The sequence below is a fragment of the Exiguobacterium sp. s5 genome, assembly GCF_018618075.1.
GTDB classification, from domain to species: domain Bacteria; phylum Bacillota; class Bacilli; order Exiguobacteriales; family Exiguobacteriaceae; genus Exiguobacterium; species Exiguobacterium mexicanum_A.
The window spans coordinates 223,679-237,199 of sequence record NZ_JACSLK010000001.1 but is presented as its reverse complement, the minus strand read 5'-3'; the positions used below and the strand labels follow the sequence as shown (position 1 = coordinate 237,199).

Below are 13,521 nucleotides of genomic sequence, written 5' to 3'. Positions count from 1 at the left end.
CTTACGTTTCAATAAAAAAAGCCGGTTCTCACAGGGAGAACCGACTGATGTGACAGGATTATGCTTGGTTGCTTGAACCGAACTCACGCATTTTGCCAGTAACGACGTTGTAGATCGCTTCGACACCAGGGCCGATGACTTTACGTGGGTCATATACTTTCGAGTCCGTGTTGAGCTTCTCACGTACGGCACGAGTCCATTCTTGTTGGCACTCTGTGTTAACGTTGATTTTGCTGTGACCGAGCTCGATTGCTTTTTTGATTTGGTGCTCAGGAATACCTGAACCGCCGTGAAGAACGAGTGGAGTTTTAGTCGCTTCTGCGATTTCTTCCATCTCTTTGAAGCCGAGTTTTGGCTCGCCTTGGTATTCTCCGTGTACAGAACCGAGTGCTGCCGCAAGAGCGTCAACTTTCGCTTCTTTAACGACACGTACACACTCGTCGAGGTCAGCGTATTGTACGCCGCCGACAACGCCGTCTTCTTCGCCGCCGACTGTGCCGACTTCCGCTTCAACTGAAGCGCCTTTAGCGTGTGCATATTCAACGACTTGTTTCGTCATTTCGATGTTCTCTTCGATCGGGTGGTGTGAACCGTCGATCATAACAGACGTGAAACCAGCGTCGATCGCTGCTTTACACTTGTCGAAAGATGAACCGTGGTCGAGGTGGATTGCAACTGGAACAGTGATGTTGTAGTCGTGCATGAGACCTTCAGTCATTTTAACAACTGTTGTGAAGCCACCCATGTACTTCGCTGCACCTTCTGATACACCGAGGATAACTGGTGATTTCTCGTCTTCCGCAGCGCGAAGAATCGCTTGCGTCCACTCGAGGTTGTTGATGTTGAATTGGCCGACTGCATACTTGCCTTCGAATGCTTTGTTAAGCATTTCTGTCATTGATACTAATGGCATAATGACATCCTCCTGTCTGTTCGCTATTGTGCACTATGGGAAAAGTGCTCCCGTGCAATTCGTTCCCATTATAACACACGTCGAAACGTGTGCCTATGCTATTCGGGCATAGAAATGGCTCTGCGCAAGCGTTTACATATGTCATCTTCGTGACGAATCACTAGATTTTTAGGACTTCTCTCACTTTTTCAATCATGCCATAAATATCGAACGGCTTTTCAAATTGCGCGGTGATGCCCAGGCGTTGCACTTCTTCGAGTGTCGATTTCTCGCCGAACGCGGTCATGATCATGACCGGGGTATCAATGTCTCGTTGACGCATGTTTCGAAGCACCTCATGGCCGAACATGCGCGGCATGTTCATATCGAGCAATACTAAATCATATCCGTTCTGTTCAAGCTTTTCCCAAGCGCTCAGTCCGTCATTCGCCGTGTCGACCTCAATGCCGAGGTTTTGGAACACCTGCGCCAACATCAACCGAATCCCGTCTTGGTCGTCTGCGATCAACATCCGTGACATCCATCTACCTTCTCTCCATATTTTGCAATACTCTAACCATACCAAATCCAATTTCATTTGGCGACGCGACTATTTTGAAATCAAGGCAACGGTATCGCTACCGGTTCATCGGTCTGTTCGTCCTTCAGCTGGGCCGGCACTTCCGACTCGGCTACCGGTTCGTACGCGGTCACCCGTCCCTCATCTTTGACATATACTTTCAAAAAATCACCTTCAGCCAAGCGCGTCGGGTCCTGGAACGTAATCGGGCGTTTTTTCCCATCTTCGTCATAGCCGATCATCTCATACGTGTATGTCGTTCCTCGGTCGATCACTTCCGCACTCGGTACTTTCGCGTAGTAGACGTCGGCAAAGAGCCGATTCGTGTCGACGAATTGCCAGCCGAGAAATAAGATGAGAACGATGCCACTAATCGTAAGTCCTCGTTTCATCGCATATCCCCCACTCTCCTCGTTTCCATCTTGTTCAATACCATCGTGTCCCCATTTCTAAACACTCGGCACGCTGATATACTGAACACATGAAACGAATAGGAGCTAAATCATGAAACAATATTTGTTATACGTGTTGTTCGTCTTGGCGCTTGGAAGCATGGTCGCACTTGTGGTGAACGTCTTCGGGGAAGACCAAGAAGAGACACCGCTCGCCGCGGCCATCGAGACCGATCTCGAGGAATTGCCGGAGACGTTCGCCGTCTTGTCCGAGACGTTCGATGAGCCAATCGCAGACAGTGACATCGCCCGCATCAAAAAGCTGGCTTCTAACCCGGACCTCGACGAAGCGGACGTGCACGCGCTCGGCACAATCGATGTGATCTTCGAAGGACGACCGACCACGCTGACACTCGAAACAGAAGTGTACCGTGAGGACGGTATATATCTTTATCTTTATTTGCTCGGCGAACCGGACGTCGTCGAGGCGCTCGACGAACGCATCATGGCGTACTATGAAGAACTGGGCATATGAAAAGGAACCTCGCCGCGGCGAGGTTCCTTTTGGTTCATTATTCAACGGTCACTGGGACAACGGCGAGATCAATTTCTTTCTCGACTTCGGCCCGTTCTTCGGCGAGACGAGCGTCCGACCATTTGAAGACGTCAGCCATGCAACGGAGCACGCCGTCTTTATAGTCGCGGACGAAATCGATGTCGAAGAACATCGCCCCGGTCCGGCGTACGAGGAAGTCGATGGCCCGAGCGACCGACTCTTCTTCAATGCCGTACATGAGTTGTGCATAGACGTACTCTGGAAGGTCGTACGCGTTCGAGTCCATCCGCTCGATGACACGATCGATGTTCGATCCGTATAGACGAACGAGCTGCTCGGCTTTGACGTCATCGAGACCAAGGTTCTTCAGTTCAGCCTTCTTCTTCGTCAAGAAGTCATCGAACCCTTTCGAGCCACCGACATGGCCGCCCGACATCGGCATATGCTTCGTACGCGAGGCGAGGAAGACGATACCTTCTTCTTGTTTGAGCAGTTTCGCCACTAAATCGACGACTGTCTCTGACATCTTGCGGTAACCCGTCAACTTCCCGCCGGCAATCGTAATCAAACCGCTCTCTGACTGCCAGACCTCATCTTTACGTGAAATCTCAGACGGGTCTTTGCCTTCTTCATAGATGAGCGGACGAATCCCGGCCCAGCTCGACTCGACGTCGTCTGCCGTCACATTGACATCTGGGAACATATAGTGGATCGCCTCTAAAATATAGTCGCGATCCTCGGTCGTCATACGTGGGTGAGCCTTATCCTTATCGAAGAACGTGTCCGTCGTCCCGACGTACGCCTTGCCGTCACGTGGAATCGCGAATACCATCCGTCCGTCCGGTGTATCGAAGTAAATCGCTTGCTTGAGCGGGAATTTCGATTGGTCGATGACGAGGTGAATCCCTTTCGTCAAGCGGAGCATCTTCCCTTTGTTCGAGCCGTCCTGCTCGCGGAGCACGTCGACCCAAGGTCCGGTCGCATTGATGACTTTCTTCGCATAGACCTCATACGTCTTACCGTCGATTTGGTCCTCGACGTGCACGCCGACGACTTTGCCTTGCTCATAGATGAGACCGGTCACTTTCGAGTAGTTCATTAAGAGGGCACCGTGATTGGCCGCCTCTTTCGCAACTTCAATCGTCATCCGAGCGTCATCCGTCCGATATTCGACGTAATATCCGCCACCGACAAGACCGTCTTTTTTGACGAGCGGTGCTTTTTGAATGACTTCATCCGGTTTCAACATCAAGCGGCGCTCTGCGCGTTTGACGCCGGCCAAGAAGTCGTACACCATCAAGCCGACCGCGGTCGAAAGTGGTCCGAACGTGCCGCCCTTATGCATCGGCAACAGCATGCGCTCCGGTGTCGTGACGTGTGGCCCGTTCTCATAGACGATTGCCCGCTCTTTACCGACTTCGGCGACGAGTGCGACTTCGAACTGTTTCAAATAACGTAAACCTCCGTGGACGAGTTTCGTCGAGCGGCTCGACGTTCCGGCCGCGAAGTCTTGCATCTCGAGTACGGCCGTCTTCATCCCACGGGATGCGGCATCGAGCGCAATCCCGGCACCAGTGATGCCTCCGCCGACGACGAGAATATCATGGCGTTCCCCCGTCAATTGTTCGTATCGTTTGGCACGTTCTTTCGCTGAGAAATTTCTGATTTCCATCTTGTCCCCTCCTATAATGAATCCGGTCAGATGTATATGAAAAGAGACCACAACAAAACAAGGCTTCGCCCCCCATGTCGTGGTCTCTCTGTAGTCTCCAACCGGTTATCAACTTTTCTCCTGTATTATACCCTATTCTCACGTCTTCAACCATCGACCCGCTCACCGAGTGTGCAACGTGCCCCTCAGAAAGCGTCCTGCTCGCAATTTCGAAAAGAGACGACTAGACTTCAAGGTATCACCAACAAGGAGGAGTTTTTATGAAACGCATGTTACAACCTTTCCAATTTAAAAACGGCGTCGAGCTCCACAACCGGCTCGTACTCGCGCCGATGACGCACTATTCGTCTGAACCGACGGGTGAAGTGTCAGAGCACGAACTCGCCTACTACCGGAAGCGGGCCAAGAACGTCGGACTCGCCATCACGGCATGTGCTTACGTGACCGAGGACGGCAAAGGGTTCCCGAACGCTTTCGGTGTGAACGACGACAAGTTCATTCCAGGGCTGCGCCAGCTCGCCGAAAGTCTAAAAGCGGAAGGCGCGAAAGCGATTCTCCAAATCTTCCATGCGGGACGCATGTCTCCTCCGGAACTCGTACCGAACGAACAACCGGTAAGCGCAAGTGCCGTCGCACCGGTCCGTGAAGGGGCCGCCACTCCACGTGCCCTCGAGACCGAGGAAGTCGAAGCCATCATCGAGGCGTTCGGCGATGCGACACGTCGTGCCATCGAGGCCGGCTTTGACGGCGTCGAGATTCATGGGGCGAACACATACTTGATTCAGCAGTTCTTCTCACCCCACTCGAACCGACGCGACGACCGCTTCGGCGGCGACGTGAACGCACGTCTCACATTCCCGCGTGAAGTCATCCGCTCGGTGAAACGTGCGGCCGAAGGCACAGACGACTTCTTGATCGGTTACCGCTTCTCACCGGAAGAAGTCGAAAAGCCGGGTATCACGCTCGACGATACGGACGTATTGATCGATATGTTGCTCGAAGAAAACCTCGATTACCTCCACGCCTCGCTCTGGAACTTCAACATCGGTTCAATGCGGAACGAGAACGTGACGGAGCGGTCGATTGATCGCATCGCCAAACGCATCAACGGTGCCATCCCGCTCATCGGAGTCGGACAGCTCCAGCGCCCAGGTCAAGTCGAAGACGCACTGAACGTCATCGACCTCGCCGCGCTAGGCCGCGAACTCATCATCGACCCGGATTGGCTCGAGAAAGTGAAAGACGACCGAGAAGACGAGATCGAGACCGAACTCGACTTGAACAAGCAAGCCGAACTCGCCGTACCGGCTCCGCTCTGGAACGCCATCACGACACGCGCCGGCTGGTTCCCAATCAAAGACCAAGCCGTCAAATAAACCGTAATCCGCAGACTTCGCGTCTGCGGATTTTTTGTTTCAATTCAATCCATCGAGCGGTGTGAGAAACAAGATATGCTATGGACACAATTCTGTCACATTTTTCATCTTTTTCACCACTCCTTTCGTGTTGACCTAACTTTGCAAGCCTTCTCCCCCTTCGTAAGCTAAGGACAGGAACCGTTTCCTCCATGAGACTGCTGGACAAGCCACGCTTGCGCCACGCCTGTCTGTTTGACCGTCTTTTGAAAGGGGCATATGATGTATGACAAAAAAGCCAATCGATCTCGATGCGTACAACAAACAGCTCAATCAACACCAACAGCGGACGAAACAAATCGCTGAAACGTATCGACAAAAAAGCAAGGAACTCGAACACCACCTCGAATCATCCACTCGTTCCCGTGAAGAAACGCTCGCACGAGAAATCGCCGAGTTGAAACAAGCGACCAAGCGGAACGTTCCACGCGATAAATAAACAGTTCCGAACTGTACGACGAAAGAAGTGAATCATCCGGTGGAAAACAAAATCAAGCGCCAATTTCAGAATCACCTGCATCGTGACAAAAATTTGTTCGATGATTTTCAGCATGTGGATAACTTTTATACGCTCGACCAACAGATCGTGAGTGCGCTCCGCAGCGCCCACCCGATTCGGGCCGAGCAACTGCTCGAGACGCTAACGCTCGACCTGCTGAAACTCCCGGTCGCGGATGAATATATGAGTGTCCGTTTCTATTACCGCGGTCTCGTCTATCACGTCATCCGCTTGATCCCGGTAGATAATCCGAACGTCCAAACCGCACTCAATTACACGAGCGCACTTCTCACCTTAATCGATGAACTGACGACGACGCTCGATTTTCTCTACGCCATTCCCGTCATTGTCGACCATTTGACGAAAATGATGGCGTTTCTCTCCCCTCCCGTCTCGACCAATCCGAACGTCACGACGGCCATCCATTTGATTGAAGACCACTTGAAAGAACCGACGTTGTCACTCCCGTGGATCGCCCAGCAAACCGGGTTGTCGAACAATTACTTGTCGGCTCTGTTCAAACAGGAAGTCGGCGAGAGTGTACCGGAACGAATCCGGCGCCGCCGCATCGATACGTCCATCGCCGATTTGCTCGGGACGAACTTACCGATTTGTGCCATCGGCGAGAAATATTGTTTCGCCTCGTGCACGGCCTATATCAATACGTTCAAGACATATAAACAAATGACCCCGCTCCAATACCGCCAACTGTTCCACATATGAAAAGCGCTAAGCCTCTACCGAGACTTAGCGCTTTCTGTCATCCATTCTTCTCGCAACATGCCCATGCGAATCGAGTCGTAACGCACGTCGTCGACGACGCGCACCTGACGAATCCGACCTTCGAGTTGCATGCCGACCTTCGTGGCCACTTTCATCATCCGCTCATTGCCGGACCACGTCGTCAATCCGACCCGGACCGTCGGCAACGTCTGAAACAGATGGCCGACCCACAGCTTGAGCGCCCGCGTTCCGATGCCCCGATTCCAACGATCGGCTTGATGGAGGATGATCCCGACCTCGAGCCAGTTCTGACCCGCATCTTCATAATAGAAGGAAACCGTCCCGTAGACAGTCCCATCGACCTCGATGACCCACATGTCGTCACGCCCGACGTGCTCGTCGGCGCTCTCGCGATACACCTCATACGTCTGCGCCCGATGTTCAAAATACGGCGCGTCCCACTTCTTGAATTCTGGTGCCTCATCCTTATACATCAATTCCCATAACCGATCCAAGTCGCGTACCTCGATCGGTCGAATCACTAACGCTTCATCACGAATCATACCCTCGTCCTCTCTATCAGTGCTGCTATACTCTTTCAAGGAATCAGTTCGAATTCCCTTTTTTCCGCTTTCGCCAGACGAGCGCCAAGATGACGAGCAAGAGACTCGCCGTCACCGAGACGATGGCGAACGGACTCGCACCGGTGATGAACAATTCGCCGAGCGAGACCGAATAGGCGAGACCGAACGACGTGACGAGCTTCGCCCCAATCGCAATCAACGCGAATCGAGGGAACGGTACTCGGCTGAACCCGGCCGCGAGACAAATGATCTCGTCAGGCAAGATTGGAATGATGAACAAGACAAGTAAGACACCGAGACCATATTTGTCCACATACCGGTCATACGTCGCGAGCTTGTCAGCATCGATGAGACGCATGATTCGTTCTCGTCCGAACCGGGCAAGTCCGTACATGACGAGAATACCGAGCGTCGTCGCGACGCTTCCGATCAAGGCCGCTCGGAGCGGCCCAAGGGCGACACTGCCGATCGGGACACTGACCGCCTCCGGGACCGGGAGCGCGATCGGTTGCAGGAAGCTGAAGGCGGCGAACAACCACATCGCCTGGTCCTCGTACTGTTCGAGCAGCCGCTCGAGCCCGTAAGAATCGTATAAAACAAGACCGAACGAGACGTAATACACGAAGACGAACAATAGGAACAACGTGAACGTGACTTTGAGCATCTGTTTCAAGTACGTATTCGACCCTTCACGAATCGATCGCAACAGACCGATCGACAGTGCGAGCAACACGATCCCGGTCCATCCAAGTTGATAAGGGAGCAATAGCGTCGGCAAGACGACGAACGGCAACAGGCTGAGCGCGACGAGCGCGCCTCCGTATCCGATATACACCATCATTCGTTTCTGCATGTCGCATCGCCCTCTCCCCGTTCTACTCTTAGTGTACCCGGATTCCTGCCTCGATGTATCCATCTGGGGCTACGGAATGTATCAGCCTTTTGCCCGAGAAAAAAGGCCACAGTCTGATGAGACTGTGACCTGACACTCACTCGCCGAGTGAAGCTTGGATGAAATCGTGGAACAAGCGTTGTGGACGCTCCGGACGCGAAATGAGTTCTGGATGGAACTGCGACGCGACGAACCACTTGTGCTCTGGAATCTCGATGATTTCGACGAGACGGCCGTCCGGGCTCGTTCCTGAGAACTTGAACCCTTCCGCCTCGAACGCCTCACGGTACTCGTTGTTGAACTCGTAACGGTGACGATGGCGCTCGTAGACGAGCTCTTGATTGTACGCCGCATGTGCTTTCGTACCTGGCTCGAGCTTACATGGATAAAGGCCGAGACGGAGCGTGCCGCCGAGGTCCTCGATATCTTTTTGCTCTGGGAGAAGGTCGATGATCGGGTAGTCCGTCGTCGGATCGATCTCCGCCGAATGGGCGCCATCGAGCTTCAAGACGTTGCGGGCGAACTCGACCGTCGCAAGCTGCATGCCGAGACAAATCCCGAAGAATGGGACGTTGTTCTCACGGGCATAACGTGTCGCTTCGATTTTCCCTTCGATTCCGCGTTCTCCGAATCCGCCTGGGACGAGAATCCCATCAGCATCCCCGAGAATCGTCTCGACGTTTTCCGCCGTCACGTCTTCTGCGTTGACCCAATCGATATCGATGTCCGCGTTGAAGGCGTAACCGGCGTGTTTGAGCGATTCCGCGACCGAGATGTACGCGTCACGAAGTTCAACGTATTTCCCGACGAGGGCGATTTTCACTTTCTTCTCGAGGTGCGTGACCGTGTGGACGAGCTCTTTCCAAGCCGTCATATCCGCAGCTGGCGTGTTGAAGCCGAAGTAGTCGTTGACGAGTTGGTCCATCCCTTGTTTTTGAAGGTTGAGCGGTACTTCATAAAGGGTTGATGCGTCTTGTGCTTCGATGACCGCTTCTTTGCGCGTGTCACAGAACAAGGCGATCTTTTCACGCATATCTTCCGGGATGTCGTGCTCGGTACGGAGGACGATGATATCCGGTTGAATCCCGTAACTGCGAAGCTCTTTGACGCTGTGTTGCGTCGGTTTCGTCTTCATCTCACCGGCAGCGCGAAGGTAAGGGACGAGCGTACAGTGAACGTACATGACGTTCTCTTTGCCGATGTCGTTCTTCACTTGACGAATGGCCTCAATGAACGGAAGCGACTCGATGTCCCCGACTGTTCCACCAATCTCTGTGATGACGACATCTGCGTTCGTCTCGCGACCGGCGCGGAAGACGCGGTCTTTAATCTCGTTCGTGATGTGCGGGATGACTTGGACCGTACCCCCGTTATAATCGCCACGGCGTTCTTTTTTCAAGACCGTCGAGTAGATGCGACCTGACGTCACGTTGGCGTTTTGCGACAAGTTGATGTCGATGAAGCGCTCGTAGTGACCGAGGTCAAGGTCTGTCTCAGCGCCGTCATCTGTAACGAACACCTCGCCGTGCTGGTACGGGCTCATCGTCCCTGGGTCGATATTGATATATGGGTCAAACTTTTGAATCGTCACGTTCAAACCTCGGTTTTTGAGTAGACGTGCGAGCGAAGCGGCTGTGATCCCTTTACCGAGTGAAGATACTACCCCACCTGTTACGAAAATATACTTTGTCATCATCATTCTCCTCTCTTGAATGCCACAACGGGAAACGAAAAAACAAAAAAAGCAAAAGTGCCCCCACTGAAATGGAGGACACTTTTGCTGCATCGTTACGTGCTAAACTAGCCCATGACTAATTTACGTCAGAGACGATGCAGTCGTCAAGTCATTATTTTTTCTTTTTTTCAACTATCAAAAAGAAAAAGAGACACGCCTAGCCGGGACAAATGCCCGGCTTTTTGCGGTCTCTTATAAATCATCCTCGTCTTCAAGGTCGAGGTCGTCGTCCAAGTCTTCGTCCTCGAACTCGTCAAGGCCTTCCACTTTTTCGGCTTCATCCTCGGCATCGAACTCAGATGCGTCAAAATCTTCACCTTTTGCAAAGACGTCAAGGTCGTCTTCAATGTCGACGATGCCTTCATCTGTCTCATCGATCTCTTCTTCGAACTCATCGAGCTCACCGCGTTGGCGTGCTTCGATGACGAGATCTTCGTCTGACTTATCGAACGGATACCAAACACGAAGCGCCCAACGGTTAGCTCCCAAGTTGACGAATAGTCCGTCGATGTTCATGTCCGTGTAGAGTTGCGCGATTTTCTCGAGCTCTTCCTCTTCACTTGCGAACGTATAGTTTTGTCTGATCAGCTCACGGATCTCATCAAATGATACTGGTTGCTCGCCAGTCTTTTGAAGAATTTCGTAAACGAAATCGATCAACGATTTATTCATTAAAGGACACTCCTTTTCCGTCACTAGTTAAACATCACTCCTCATTATAAACAAAACCGATATGAAAAAGCTAGAGGAAATTATTTTGAAGTTTCAACGGTTTTTGGATGCTTAACCAATAGAGCGTAATCAATCCAACGTTGAAGATCCACGTCAGTCCGAGCACCCCAAGCATCCAATCGCGTGGGACTTTGAAGGACAACTCCGCATTGACCGACTGGCCGGTATATAGACCGTAGCCGAGCAATCCGACCATGAGCGCGGAATACGCGACGACCATCCCGAACCGTTTCCATAGTTGCAACAGCAACGAGGCAAACTCTTTATTGCCCCCATACGATGCATATAGATAGACGTGACCCGCACTCGCATACATCGTCTGGACGTATCCGCTCACAAACAAGACCGGGATGAACACGAGCGGCTCCAAGAATCCGAGGAAGAATAGCAACGACGTGACGAGCAGGACGTAGTACGGATGACGCGCCACGTCGAACACACGGTTCAATAATATCCAGCCGATGACGCCCGCCAAGAACGGCATGAACACATAGAAGAAGAGCACTTGAAACGAATATAGGGCCAGACTGACGAATACGGCGCCAATCAACGTCCAACCGCCGAACAATCCAACGATGAATGAGAGCAACTGGACTTGCCGTGTTTTGGTCGCACTGACATACGTTCTCGTCCGCTCCTGGAACAATACCCATCCGACGTACCCGAGCAGAATAATCATCAATAAAAAGATTTCCACGTACCCGCTCGCCCCTTCCAACAGGCTGAGGAGACGGCTCACCAACGTGAACACGGTGACGGTGATGAAGGCAAGCACGAACTTCCCGGTCTCCCACGTCCACGTCGCCGTTTTCTCGAGCGGCAACTTTCTCACGAACAGCCACGGCAGGATCAGACTGATGAGGAAGAGGATGACAGCCTCGTCATATGATCGACTCAACACATAAGAGAAAACGATGATCCAGGCAACGAGAGCGAGTACGAGCGGGAGCGAACTCCCTTTCTCATCTGACAGTTGTTTTGGTGCCGACAATTCGCTTAGCTGTGACAAAATCGTCGTCATAATCGACCCGACACCGATCGATCCGACACCGACAAGAAAGGCGCTCAATTCGATGGCCCAGCCAAACGGCAACAAAAAGCAGATGAGTCCGGTCACCAAGACGGATAATGCCAACAAAAATGTCCGTTTCGAGCCTAGCCGCCCGATGACATACACCCATAACAATAGCCCCGACATACTCTCTACATAAAAAATCATGAACGGAATCAATCGTCCTGAGCCTTCTTCCACTGCCATAAGCGATAAAAATAGGATTTGGGGCAAAATTTGACTGCTGAGGGCACTGACAATCGTCAATAACATGACCGTGTTCTTCAAACGGAACACCTCATTTCTCAAAAATGGCCGAATCCATCTCTCTTTCTCCTCTTTCCCGCTTCTAGTGCGAAAACAACCAGCTTCATCGCACATCGATTTCTCAGTTTTTTCACATGTTTGCCGATATAAAGGAGAACGCTATTTTAGCTGTATGAGAAAAAGGAGAATGAATCATGGCACTGTTCCGTAAAGCAAAACCTGCCGCCTATGCCGCGTCGATCGGCTTTCCCGATGTGGCGACGATCGCGCAACCAAACGACCCAAATTTGAACGGACGCACCCATTATATGGGCTATACGGCGTCGCAAGTGAAACAACTTCAAAACATGGCCCCGCTCGTCGAAGCGGTGTTAGATGACGTACTTGAAAACGTGCTCGACCACTTGATGTTGCAACCCGAGATGGTCCAACTCGCCAACGCCTCATCGACGCGTGAGCGTCTGAAAAAGGTATTCGCCGACTACTTCCGTAGCCTGTTGACCGGAAAGATCGATGACAAGTTCCTCGCCATGCGCAAGCGGATGGGGCAAACGCATCATCACTTCTCGGTACCGGTCGTCTGGTTCCTCGCGACGTATTCCGCCTTCAACACGTTGCTCATCCCCAAAATCGTCGAGGCGTATCAACACGACCCGGCCACGATGACTGAGTCGCTCCTCGCTTTGTCTCACGCGATGAACTTGGACGCTCAAATCGTCACCGAACAATATGTCGACGCCCGCCTCGATGAAATCGAATCGGCAAACGTCGCTCGGGCGGCGCTACTTCATGACGTGAGCCGCGTCAGCACAGAAGTCGCGACGACGATGGAACAGACCGGTCACGCCATGTCCGAGACGAGCAAGCGGGCCCATCAAGTCTTGTCCGAGACCGAGCAGACGGAGAAGATGAGCCGCCACTTGATGAACTTGACGCATACGAACGGCGAACAAATCGAACAGATGGAGACCGAGTTCAAGCAATCGGCGACGTATGTCGATGCCTCGCTCGAACGGATCACCGCCCTCAAGGACGGTTCACAAGACATCGTCAGCATGACCCGGAGCATCGAACAGATCGCCAATCAGACGAACTTGCTCGCCTTGAACGCATCGATTGAAGCGGCCCGGGCCGGTGAGCACGGTAAAGGCTTCGCCGTCGTCGCCACCGAAGTGCGCACGCTCGCCGAGAACGCGAAGCAGCTGAGCAGCCAAATCAACGTCCTCATCCATGAGAACGAGACGAACATCGCCGCCCTGCTCGATCAGATGGGACAGATGCATCGGACGAACGACGAGGCGATGCGTCAACTCGGTGCCGTCAAAGCAGGCTTCTCGACCGTCAAAGACGAGATGGGCAATTACGTCCTGTCGTTCGAACGGAACAAGCAAGACCTCGGCCAAATGGTCGAGACGATCTCGGCCATCAACGAGACGACGCAAGGCTTATCGCACTTGACGTCTTCTTTACTAGCTACGTCCGAAATGCACTGACGACAAAACAAGGCACGGTCCGCGGACCGTGCCTTGTT

The 13,521-nt window shown here is 52.5% G+C and carries 14 protein-coding genes; 5 read left to right on the top strand and 9 right to left on the bottom strand.

From position 1 onward, the window contains the following. Positions 1-58: 58 nt before the first annotated feature. The 3 genes from fba to KNP60_RS01335 all read right to left on the bottom strand — a co-directional run bounded on the left by fba (position 59) and on the right by KNP60_RS01335 (position 1,864). Positions 59-913 carry a class II fructose-1,6-bisphosphate aldolase gene (gene fba, locus KNP60_RS01345; protein WP_021066099.1) on the bottom strand — a complete coding sequence of 285 codons (855 nt, stop codon included), beginning with the start codon at positions 911-913 and terminating at the stop codon, positions 59-61. A 160-nt stretch (positions 914-1,073) separates the two neighbouring features. Next, a complete protein-coding gene (locus tag KNP60_RS01340; protein WP_251131289.1) occupies positions 1,074-1,433 on the bottom strand; it encodes a response regulator in 360 nt (119 codons plus the stop codon). 80 nt (positions 1,434-1,513) lie between these two features. Then, on the bottom strand, positions 1,514-1,864 hold the full coding sequence (locus KNP60_RS01335; protein WP_034779268.1) for a YxeA family protein: 351 nt from the start codon (positions 1,862-1,864) through the stop codon (positions 1,514-1,516). Positions 1,865-1,976: 112 nt separating this feature from the next. Between KNP60_RS01335 and KNP60_RS01330 the strand changes: the two genes are divergently transcribed. After that, on the top strand, positions 1,977-2,399 hold the full coding sequence (locus KNP60_RS01330; RefSeq protein ID WP_214796679.1) for a hypothetical protein: 423 nt from the start codon (positions 1,977-1,979) through the stop codon (positions 2,397-2,399). Positions 2,400-2,436: 37 nt separating this feature from the next. Here the strand turns inward: KNP60_RS01330 and KNP60_RS01325 are convergent, their stop codons facing one another. Then, a complete protein-coding gene (locus tag KNP60_RS01325) occupies positions 2,437-4,092 on the bottom strand; it encodes a glycerol-3-phosphate dehydrogenase/oxidase (RefSeq protein WP_251131288.1) in 1,656 nt (551 codons plus the stop codon). Positions 4,093-4,352: 260 nt separating this feature from the next. On the opposite strand from KNP60_RS01325, the gene KNP60_RS01320 reads away from it, so the two are divergent. From KNP60_RS01320 to KNP60_RS15600, 3 genes are all read left to right on the top strand, one after another. Further along, positions 4,353-5,468 (top strand): NADH-dependent flavin oxidoreductase, encoded by a 1,116-nt coding sequence (locus KNP60_RS01320; RefSeq protein ID WP_034779275.1) that lies wholly within the window; start codon positions 4,353-4,355, stop codon positions 5,466-5,468. Positions 5,469-5,733: 265 nt separating this feature from the next. Then, positions 5,734-5,946: a hypothetical protein gene (locus tag KNP60_RS01315; protein WP_034779277.1), complete on the top strand. Its 213-nt coding sequence runs from the start codon at positions 5,734-5,736 to the stop codon at positions 5,944-5,946. A gap of 114 nt (positions 5,947-6,060) precedes the next feature. After that, positions 6,061-6,729: a helix-turn-helix transcriptional regulator gene (locus KNP60_RS15600; protein WP_152567763.1), complete on the top strand. Its 669-nt coding sequence runs from the start codon at positions 6,061-6,063 to the stop codon at positions 6,727-6,729. A gap of 14 nt (positions 6,730-6,743) precedes the next feature. Here KNP60_RS15600 and KNP60_RS01305 read toward each other — a convergent pair whose 3' ends face one another. From KNP60_RS01305 to KNP60_RS01285, 5 genes are all read right to left on the bottom strand, one after another. Further along, positions 6,744-7,292 (bottom strand): GNAT family N-acetyltransferase, encoded by a 549-nt coding sequence (locus tag KNP60_RS01305; protein ID WP_214796678.1) that lies wholly within the window; start codon positions 7,290-7,292, stop codon positions 6,744-6,746. A 43-nt stretch (positions 7,293-7,335) separates the two neighbouring features. Next, on the bottom strand, positions 7,336-8,166 hold the full coding sequence (locus tag KNP60_RS01300; RefSeq protein WP_034779281.1) for a TVP38/TMEM64 family protein: 831 nt from the start codon (positions 8,164-8,166) through the stop codon (positions 7,336-7,338). Between the two features lie 136 nt (positions 8,167-8,302). Further along, positions 8,303-9,898 carry a CTP synthase gene (locus KNP60_RS01295; RefSeq protein WP_034779284.1) on the bottom strand — a complete coding sequence of 532 codons (1,596 nt, stop codon included), beginning with the start codon at positions 9,896-9,898 and terminating at the stop codon, positions 8,303-8,305. A gap of 234 nt (positions 9,899-10,132) precedes the next feature. Further along, positions 10,133-10,612 (bottom strand): DNA-directed RNA polymerase subunit delta, encoded by a 480-nt coding sequence (gene rpoE, locus KNP60_RS01290; RefSeq protein WP_021066088.1) that lies wholly within the window; start codon positions 10,610-10,612, stop codon positions 10,133-10,135. 70 nt (positions 10,613-10,682) lie between these two features. Beyond that, the gene (locus tag KNP60_RS01285; protein WP_214796676.1) at positions 10,683-12,011 is read right to left on the bottom strand and encodes a hypothetical protein; all 1,329 of its coding nucleotides are present in this window, start codon (positions 12,009-12,011) and stop codon (positions 10,683-10,685) included. A 173-nt stretch (positions 12,012-12,184) separates the two neighbouring features. Here KNP60_RS01285 and KNP60_RS01280 point away from each other — a divergent pair, with 173 nt between their 5' ends. Further along, on the top strand, positions 12,185-13,483 hold the full coding sequence (locus tag KNP60_RS01280) for a methyl-accepting chemotaxis protein (RefSeq protein WP_214796674.1): 1,299 nt from the start codon (positions 12,185-12,187) through the stop codon (positions 13,481-13,483). Positions 13,484-13,521 lie beyond the last annotated feature (38 nt).

Bases quoted from the DNA above. Each gene is read 5' to 3' on its own strand.
- fba (WP_021066099.1), bottom strand. From the start codon at position 913: ATGCCATTAGTATCAATGACAGAAATGCTTAACAAAGCATTCGAAGGC.
- KNP60_RS01340 (WP_251131289.1), bottom strand. From the start codon at position 1,433: ATGTCACGGATGTTGATCGCAGACGACCAAGACGGGATTCGGTTGATG.
- KNP60_RS01335 (WP_034779268.1), bottom strand. From the start codon at position 1,864: ATGAAACGAGGACTTACGATTAGTGGCATCGTTCTCATCTTATTTCTC.
- KNP60_RS01330 (WP_214796679.1), top strand. From the start codon at position 1,977: ATGAAACAATATTTGTTATACGTGTTGTTCGTCTTGGCGCTTGGAAGC.
- KNP60_RS01325 (WP_251131288.1), bottom strand. From the start codon at position 4,092: ATGGAAATCAGAAATTTCTCAGCGAAAGAACGTGCCAAACGATACGAA.
- KNP60_RS01320 (WP_034779275.1), top strand. From the start codon at position 4,353: ATGAAACGCATGTTACAACCTTTCCAATTTAAAAACGGCGTCGAGCTC.
- KNP60_RS01315 (WP_034779277.1), top strand. From the start codon at position 5,734: ATGACAAAAAAGCCAATCGATCTCGATGCGTACAACAAACAGCTCAAT.
- KNP60_RS01305 (WP_214796678.1), bottom strand. From the start codon at position 7,292: ATGATTCGTGATGAAGCGTTAGTGATTCGACCGATCGAGGTACGCGAC.
- KNP60_RS01300 (WP_034779281.1), bottom strand. From the start codon at position 8,166: ATGCAGAAACGAATGATGGTGTATATCGGATACGGAGGCGCGCTCGTC.
- KNP60_RS01295 (WP_034779284.1), bottom strand. From the start codon at position 9,898: ATGACAAAGTATATTTTCGTAACAGGTGGGGTAGTATCTTCACTCGGT.
- rpoE (WP_021066088.1), bottom strand. From the start codon at position 10,612: ATGAATAAATCGTTGATCGATTTCGTTTACGAAATTCTTCAAAAGACT.
- KNP60_RS01280 (WP_214796674.1), top strand. From the start codon at position 12,185: ATGGCACTGTTCCGTAAAGCAAAACCTGCCGCCTATGCCGCGTCGATC.